The organism is Protofrankia sp. CiP1_Cm_nod4 (assembly GCF_982290645.1).
Map to the genome: position 1 here is coordinate 12,229 of NZ_CEVIVC010000007.1, position 8,224 is coordinate 20,452.

At 73.0% G+C, this 8,224-nt stretch carries 5 protein-coding genes; 3 read left to right on the forward strand and 2 right to left on the reverse strand.

Going from position 1 to position 8,224, the window contains the following annotated elements:
- Positions 1-477: 477 nt before the first annotated feature.
- Both AC5LSR_RS02955 and AC5LSR_RS02960 read left to right on the forward strand, forming a co-directional pair.
- A complete protein-coding gene (locus AC5LSR_RS02955; protein ID WP_250290676.1) occupies positions 478-1,578 on the forward strand; it encodes an MraY family glycosyltransferase in 1,101 nt (366 codons plus the stop codon).
- 137 nt (positions 1,579-1,715) lie between these two features.
- Complete coding sequence (locus AC5LSR_RS02960) at positions 1,716-2,447, forward strand: arsenate reductase/protein-tyrosine-phosphatase family protein (protein WP_493468124.1); 732 nt, start codon at positions 1,716-1,718, stop codon at positions 2,445-2,447.
- A 209-nt stretch (positions 2,448-2,656) separates the two neighbouring features.
- Here the strand turns inward: AC5LSR_RS02960 and AC5LSR_RS02965 are convergent, their stop codons facing one another.
- Complete coding sequence (locus AC5LSR_RS02965) at positions 2,657-4,609, reverse strand: putative bifunctional diguanylate cyclase/phosphodiesterase (RefSeq protein ID WP_250285336.1); 1,953 nt, start codon at positions 4,607-4,609, stop codon at positions 2,657-2,659.
- Between the two features lie 299 nt (positions 4,610-4,908).
- Positions 4,909-6,096 (reverse strand): non-hydrolyzing UDP-N-acetylglucosamine 2-epimerase, encoded by a 1,188-nt coding sequence (gene wecB / locus AC5LSR_RS02970; RefSeq protein ID WP_250290672.1) that lies wholly within the window; start codon positions 6,094-6,096, stop codon positions 4,909-4,911.
- A gap of 496 nt (positions 6,097-6,592) precedes the next feature.
- On the opposite strand from wecB, the gene AC5LSR_RS02975 reads away from it, so the two are divergent.
- A partial coding sequence (locus AC5LSR_RS02975; RefSeq protein ID WP_493468118.1) for a glycosyltransferase family 4 protein occupies positions 6,593-8,224 on the forward strand: 1,632 nt, incomplete at its 3' end.

Consider the following 8,224-nt stretch of genomic DNA (forward strand, 5'->3'; position numbering starts at 1 on the left):
AGCCGTTTGACCCGCCCCTCGTCCACCTCGATCCCGACCACGGACCAGCCGGCCTCGACGGCCCGCATCGCCAGGGGCAGACCCACGTAGCCCTGACCTACCACGACGAGCTTTCCGTAATTAGTCATAAGCATAGCGTGACATACCGAACCGCCGCCAAAGCGGAAGCATGGCCCGTGTCGCACCACAAGCCGAAGATCGACACCAGGTGACGCCCGGCGGGCATCCGGCCCGAACCCCGTGGACGGCGACACGACACCAGCGGCGACACGACACGACACGACACCGGCGGCGATGTCGGACGCGACACGACGAACGCCTATCCACACTAGTAGTAGTGTCTCTACTACTTAATGTAGCCATCTTTCGATCTTCGACCGGAGCCGGATCCCACCGGCCACCAGCGGCACGGCCATGACCGCTCCGTGCCGGCGGCGGCGAAGAACCCTCCCGGACCATCCCAAGGCGGTGGACGACGTGGTGCTTTCGGCAGTCATCGCACTTCTGATCACCGCGGTCACGACGCCGGCCGTGATCGCGGGCATGCGACATCTGGCCGTCATGGACACCGTGACCGAACGATCGTCACACCTGGTGCCCACCTGCCGGGGCGGCGGGGTGGCCATCGCTCTCGGCCTGTTCGCCGGCATGCTGGTACCCATCGTCGACCCGGCCGTGGACGCCCCCGCCGAGCTGTTCACCGTGGTGGTGGCCGCATCGCTGTTCGGCCTGCTCGGCCTCGCCGAGGACACCCACGGCGTGGCCGCGCTCCGCCGGCTCGGCCTGCAGATGGTCGCGGCAGCACTGACGATCATCGCCTGGGTCGCCGTGGCACCGCCCGACCTGCCGGTCGCCATCATCCCGCTGGCCGCCTGCGCGGCGCTGGTGTGGATCGCCGGCTTCACCAACGCCTTCAACTTCATGGACGGGATCAACGGCATCTCGTCGGCCCAGACCCTGCTGACCGGCGTGGCCTTCGCTGTCATCGGGCACCGCAGCGGCCTGGACTTCCTCACTTACGGCGGAGCCATGGCGGCCGGGGCCGCGCTCGGCTTCGGCCCCTACAACTTCCCGCGGGCAAGGATCTTTCTCGGTGACGTGGGCAGCTACGCCCTCGGCGCGCTGATCGCCGTGCTGGCGCTGCTGGCCGTCGCGCACGGTGTGCGGCCCGACGCCGTCGTCGCCCCGCTGCTGGTCTACCTCGCGGACACCTCCTGCACGCTGCTGCGGCGGGTGCGCTCCGGCCAGCTCTGGTACGCGCCGCACCGCGGCCACGTGTACCAGTTGCTCACCGTCGCGGGCTGGTCGCACACCCGCGCGACGCTCGTGGTCTCCTCGGTCACCGCGGCGACCGCCGGCCTCGGCATCGTGATCTACAGTGCCGACGTGGCGGCGCGGGTGGCCGCCGGCATCGCCGCCGTCCTGCTCGTCCGGATGTATCTGCTGCTTCCCCGCTACCTCGACGGCAGGCGGCGACAGCCCCGGCCCGGTGCCGCCGCGCCCGGCCGGCACCGGGCCACGAACCCGAAGATGAGCGGACACGGCGAAGCCCTGCACAACACCACCCCCGCGGTGTGACAGCCCCGGACGGCAACAGCCACAATGATCACAAGAATCCCCGCGCCGCGATGACAGCCGCCCACACGCCCGGCACACCCGGCACGCCTGGCACGGGTGGGCCCGCCGGCCCCGCGGCGCCATGGCACATCCTGATCGTGTGCACGGGGAACCTGTGCCGATCGCCGATGGCCCAGTACCTCGCCGCCGCGCTGTTACAGGAGGCGCTGGGTACCGCCGCCGCACCCGGGGTGACCGTCACCAGCGCCGGTACCAGCGCACGTGACGGCACGCCCATCCACCCGCACGCCGCGTCCGTCCTGGCCGGACGTGGTCTCGACCCGCGTGCTTTCACCACCCGCCGCCTGCACGCCGGGCTGCTCGACAGCGCCGATCTGGTGCTGTGCGCGGAGCGCGGGCATCGCGCGGCCGCCGTGACGACCGCGCCGAAGACCGTCAGCCGTGCCTTCACCCTGCGGGAGTTCGCCCGGGTGACCGCCGGGCTCACGCCCGCCGACATCAGCCCGGACACCGCCGCCTGCCTGGGCGGGGCTCGCTACCTGGGCGGGGCCCGTGCGGCCGCCGCTCCCCCCGGCCGGGGGCCGGTCCGCTCACACGACTCGGCCAGCGACGGCACGCCAGCCGCTGCCGTGGGCCGTGGACCACTGCCCCCGGCCTCGGAGACGATCCGGATGTGTGGCCAGGCCCTCATCTCCCGCGCGTTGGCCCGCCGCGGCCTCCGCCGCCCCGCGGCTCCCGCTGACGACGACATCCCCGACCCGATCGGATCGCCGGTCGAGACGTTCCGGGTGTGCGCCGACCAGATCGGCGAGGCGCTGGCCCAGCCGCTGGAGCTGCTGGCCCGCGCCGCGAGCGGCATCGCCCGATGATGCGGACAGCGCGGCAGACGGCGTCCGCAACCGTCCACACCGAGCGTGGCTCGGATCAGGCCAGATCCGGACCCAGCCTGATCCGGCCCTGCTGGTCGTTGAGGCCGCTTTTTCGGCCGGTGAACGTTACCCGACGACAAACAGGCAGCGATCTTCCCTAGCGACCGGCGCCCGCCCACGGGTACCGTCGTCCGCATAGTTACTTGTGGTTACATAACTGGTGTTCTGGACGACGGCATCGGTAATGGTTGTGTCTGCGGCAACGACAGCGGTTGCGACGGCGGCAGCCCTCGCGACAGCGGCGGTTGCGAGGGCACCGGCTCCACCGGCGACGCTGGCACCAGCGGCACCGATGATGGTGGCGCGGACGGCGATACCGGCGCCGGCCGGGACGGATGGGCCTGCTGGGGTGGGCGGGTCTGCTGGGTCCACTGCCGCAGCCAGGGGAGAACCTGCTCGCCGGCCATGGGCGGCGAGATGAAGTAGCCCTGCGCCTCGTCGCATCCCCAGGCCGCCAGCAGCGCCCATGACCTGGCCGTCTCGACGCCTTCGGCGACCATCCGCAGGCGCAGGGTGTGCGCCAGCGCGAGTGTCGACCGGACGATCTCCCCGGCCGCGGGGCTGCGCTCGACGTCCCGCAGGAAGGCCCGGTCGAGCTTGAGCTCGTCCGCGGGCAGATCCCGCAGGTAGGCCAGGGAGCAGTAGCCACTGCCGTAGTCGTCGAGGCTGACCCGCACCCCGAGCGCGCGCAGCCGGACGAGGGTGTGCTGCGCACGCTCCCGCTGCGTCATCAGGGAATCCTCGGTGATCTCCACGCAGAGCGCGGACGGGGAGACGCCCGCCGCGCCAAGGGCTTCGTGCACACCGGGGACGAAACCGGGGTCGACGATCACGGGCGCGGGCACGTTCACCGACACCGACAGCCGAGCGCCGGCGGCGTGCCAGCGTGCGCAGTCCGCGAGCGCCCTGGTGAGGATCTGCCTGGTCAGGGCGGGCATCAGGCCGGCGGCCTGGATGTCGGGGAGGAAGGTGTCGGGCGTGCGGATCCCGTCGACGGGATGCCGCCAGCGCACCAGCGTCTCCATCCCGGTGATACGGCCGGTGCGCAGGTCGGCCTTGGGCTGGTAGTACGGCTCGATCTCCCCGTTGCGCAGGGCGGTGCGCAGCTCGGCGCGCAGCCGCAGCCGGGCCGGACCGGGCCGGGCGCAGCTCGGGTCGTACACCCGGTGGCCCGCGGACGACTTCTTCGCCTCGCCCAGGGCGGAGGTGGCGTTGCGCAGGAGCTCGGGCACGTCCCGGCCGTGATCGGGAGCGATCGCGATGCCGATGCTCGCCTCGACCGGTACCGGCGTGCCGGCGAGCGTGCACGGCTCCCGCAGGACGTCGCGGACACCGGCCGCCGCGGCCTGGGCCCGCTCGGCGCCCACGTCGCGCAGCAGCAGGGCGAACTCGTCCCCGCCGATCCTTGCCACCAGGTTGCCGGCGCGTCCCAGCCGGCGGACCCGCCGGCCCACCTCGATCAGCAGCCGGTCGCCCTGTTCGTGGCCGAGGCTGCTGTTGACCTCTCGGAAACGGTCAATGTTGATCAGCAGTAACGCGCCGGAAGCGGGGGCGGGCCGCCCCGCCTCCTCCGGCCCCCGGTCCGGCCCCACGTCCTGGCCCTGGCCCTGGTCCGGGTCCCGGCAGCGCACCGGGCAGCCGTCGGAATGATCCCCGAACAACCGCGCGGCCTGGCCGAGAAACCCGTGTCGATTGGCGAGCCCGGTCAGTTCGTCGGTGCCCGCGAACCCGCCGGCACGATTCCCGCGCGAGCGGCGCAACAACAGCATGGCCGCCACAATCACGATCAGTATCAGCGGACATACCGAGATTATCAGCCACAAACCGGCCCCTGTGCGCAGAACCGTCCAACACGTCAACGATGTCGAGGCCACCGTCCAGCCGGCCAGAACCGTCACGACGACCCGCGGCCGGACCGGACGCGCCAGCGCGGCGTGCACGAACGGCCGCTGCCGCCACGCCGGGCCGGTGACACGGCCGGGCAGGCGGCCGACCGGATCCGCGACCGGGCGGACCGGCCGGCGGGACAGCCGGTCCGGCGTGGCACGTCCGTCCGGGGCCCGGCGGCGGATCCACCGCTCGGGCACGGGCAACGTCACCATCGGGCCGATGGTCCGCTGGCGGGATTCTGGTTGGCACGGCCACTGATGTCTACAGGCATCGATTCCCCTGAAATCCGGACTTGGGCGCTCTTGGCAGGCGGTCCGAGAGTAACGCGTCGGACTCGCCCGGTATGGACGAACTGCCGTTTCCGGAACGGGGCTATTCAGCCTCCCACCAGGCATTTCACAGCTATTTCAACGGCCGTCGGACCCGGTCGGCCAGCGGCGCCCACGGTGTGGTCTGCCGGAGAGGTCACAGCGTGGTCCGCGTGATACGCGGTACGCGGTACGCGGTACGTTCACCCACCCTGGGCGGTGGCGCCGCGCGGGGCCGCTCCCGCGGGAGCGACGGCCGCGGGAGCAACGCCCGCGGGAGCGACGGCCCGAGCGGCGATGTCGGTCGGCCGGCGGCCGCGGCCGCCGTAGTCGCCCGCGAGCAGGATCTCGGCGATCCGCTCGCCGGCGCGGCCGTCCCACAGCGCGGGCCGCCGTGGCCGCGGCGGGTAGGCGAGCACCTCGGCCGCCACCGCCACGATCCGTTCGGGATCGGTACCGATGACCTGATTGGTACCTTCGGTAACAGTAACTTCACGTTCTGTATTGTCACGCAATGTCAGGCATGGGACGCCCAGGACCGTCGTCTCCTCCTGGACCCCGCCCGAGTCCGTCAGGACGACCCGGGCGCCGGCCTGCAGGGCGAGGAAGTCGAGATAACCGGCGGGCGGGAGCGTGGCCACCCCCGCCGGCAGCCGCCCCTCGACCCGAGCCCTGGTCCGGGGGTGCAGGGGGAACACCAGGGGGCACCGCTCGGCGACTTTCCCGAGCGCCTCGAGCAGCCCCGACAGGACGTCCGGGTCGTCGACGTTGGACGGGCGGTGCAGGGTCACCAGCCCGTACCCGCCGGCGCGCAGCCCGAGCCGGGACAGGACCGGCCGGGCCCGCGCGCGCTCGATGTTCGCCAACAGGGTGTCGACCATGACGTTGCCGACGAGATGCACCTGGTCGGGCCGGTAGCCCTCCTGGCGGAGGTTGCCGGCGGCGTCCGGCGAGGTGGCGAACAGCAGGTCGGAGACCCGGTCGGCCACCACCCGGTTGACCTCCTCGGGCATGGACCAGTCCCGGCTGCGCAGCCCGGCCTCGACGTGCGCCAGCGGGATGCCGGACTTGGCCGTGACCAGCGCGCAGGCGAGCGTGGAGTTGACGTCGCCGACCACCACGACGACGTCCGGGCGGACGGCGGCGAGCAGCGGCTCGAAGGCCGTCATGACCCCGGCGGTCTGGCCGGCGTGGCTGCCCGAGCCGGCGGCGAGGAAGTGGTCGGGGGCCCGCAGGCCGAGCTCGTCGAAGAACACCCCGCTCATCGCGGCGTCGTAGTGCTGGCCGGTGTGCACGAGCGTGGTGACGGCGCCACGCGCCACGGCCGCGGCCAGGACCGGCGCGACCTTCATGAAGTTGGGCCGGGCACCGGCGACGAAGAGGACATGCACGAGGGGACTCCCTGCTCGAAGCGTCAGACCGGCCGCCAGCCCGGCTGGTGGCCCTACCGCCGGCCCGACCACTGGCCCGGCTGTGACCACCGCATCCAACGCTGGCCGGCGCCGTTGCCCGCAGGTCCCTTTACCCACGGGAGCCACTGCCTACGGGATCCGGAGCTGCTGCCTACGGGATCCAGCAGACCACCAGATGTGATTACTTCAGGTGACCATATCGGCGCCACACCGGACGTGTACATACGGATCGTATCCGTTCGACTACGATAAGCTCTGTCACGCTGACTGCACGTTTTCCCCGCTATCTCGTACTCACTCGCACCCGGGAGCCAACCGTGAACTTCGCCCGCATCGCGTGCGCAGCGCCGAGGTGGCTGCGGTGACCGGATCAGCAGGACCGGCGGGACCGGCGGGACCGGCAGGACCGGCAGGAGCAGCGGGACCAGCGGAACCGCCGGGAGCGGCCGGGACGGCCGGCCGGCGGCCGCTGCGGGTGCTCCTGATCACCCACTACTTCCCGCCCGAGGTGGGCGCCCCGCAGGCACGTCTCGCCGAGACAGCCCGGGCCTGGGCGGCGGACGGCCTCGACGTCACGGTCCTGACCGGGATGCCCAACCACCCCACCGGCGTCGTGCCGCCGGAGTACCGCGGCGCGTGGCAGCGGATCGAGCGACGCGACGGCTACCGGGTGATACGGACCTGGCTGTACGCCACCCCGAACGAGGGGATCGTCCGCCGGACCCTGTCGCACCTGTCGTTCACCGTGACCAGCGTGCTGCTCGGCGGGCGGGCGGCGGGAGCGGCCGACGTGGTGGTCGTCTCGTCCCCGACCTTCTTCCCACTCGGCTCGGCGTGGCTGCTGGCCCGGCTGCGGCGCGCGCGCCTGGTGGTCGAGGTCCGCGACCTGTGGCCGGCGATCTTCGTGCAGCTCGGCGTACTGCGCGACCGTCGGGTCATAGCCGCGCTCGAACGGCTGGAGATGGCCGCCTACCGGGCCGCCGACGCCGTCGTCACCGTGACCGACGGCTTCCGGGACGACATCGTCGGGCGCGGCATCCCCGCCGGCAAGGTCCACACGATCCACAACGGCGCCGACCTGAGCCGGTTCAGCCCAGCCCCCCCGGCGGCTCCACCAGCACCGGCCCCGCCGGCCCCGCCGGCGCTGGTGGAGCCGCCGGCCCCGCCAGCCGCGGCGGAACCGCCGGTGGCAGCGGAGCCGGTGGCCCGGACACGGCCGCCGGGCCGGCCGGCCGGGCCCTCCTCGGCCGGGCCCTCCTCGGCGGAGCCGGCGTCCAGGACGCTGCGTGCCCGGCTCGGCGCGGCCCCCGGCGACACCCTCGTCCTCTACATCGGCGCCCATGGCATCTCCCAGGGGCTGGTCTCGGTGGTGGACGCCGCGGCCGAGCTTGCCCGGGATCCGGTGCACGTCGCCCTCGTCGGCGAGGGAGCCGACCGCGGGCGGGTCGCCGACCGGGTCGCCGAGCTCGGGCTCACCAACGTCACCATGCTGCCCGCGGTCGACCGCGACGAGGTGCCGGCCATCGTCGCCGCGGCCGACATCTGCCTGGTCCCGCTGCGGGACGTGCCGCTGTTCGCCACCTTCATCCCGTCGAAGATGTTCGAGCTGCTCGCCGCCGGCCGGCCGGTCATCGGCGCGCTCGCCGGTGAGGCCGCCCGGATCCTCTCCGAGGCGGGCGGGGTCGTCGTCCCGCCCGAGAACCCGTCGGAACTGGCCCGGGCGATCCGCCTCCTGGCCGCGGACCCGGCCCGGCGCGCCGCCATGGGCGCACAGGGCCGGGCCTGTGTGGTGGCGCGTTTCGACCGGCGGGTGCTCGCCCGCCGCTACCGTCACCTCCTCGAGGAGGTGACGGGCCGTGCCGTCACCGTTCCGCGACAGCGCCCACAGCCCTCGGAGGACACCACCGAACTGCACTGGCCACCGGTGCCACCGCCCCGACCGGCTGCCGAGCCGCGCCGGCCAGCGGACAAGCCGTCCCAGCCCGTGGCCGAGCCGCTCCGTCCGGCACCTCTGCCGCCCCCGCCGGCGGGCGGGGCAGCAGGGACGGGCAGGACGGCGGGTACGGCGGAGGGCTCCGGCGCGCCCGGCGCATCCGAGGCCTTCGGG

Bases quoted from the DNA above. Each gene is read 5' to 3' on its own strand.
- AC5LSR_RS02965 (WP_250285336.1), bottom strand. From the start codon at position 4,609: ATGGTGACGTTGCCCGTGCCCGAGCGGTGGATCCGCCGCCGGGCCCCG.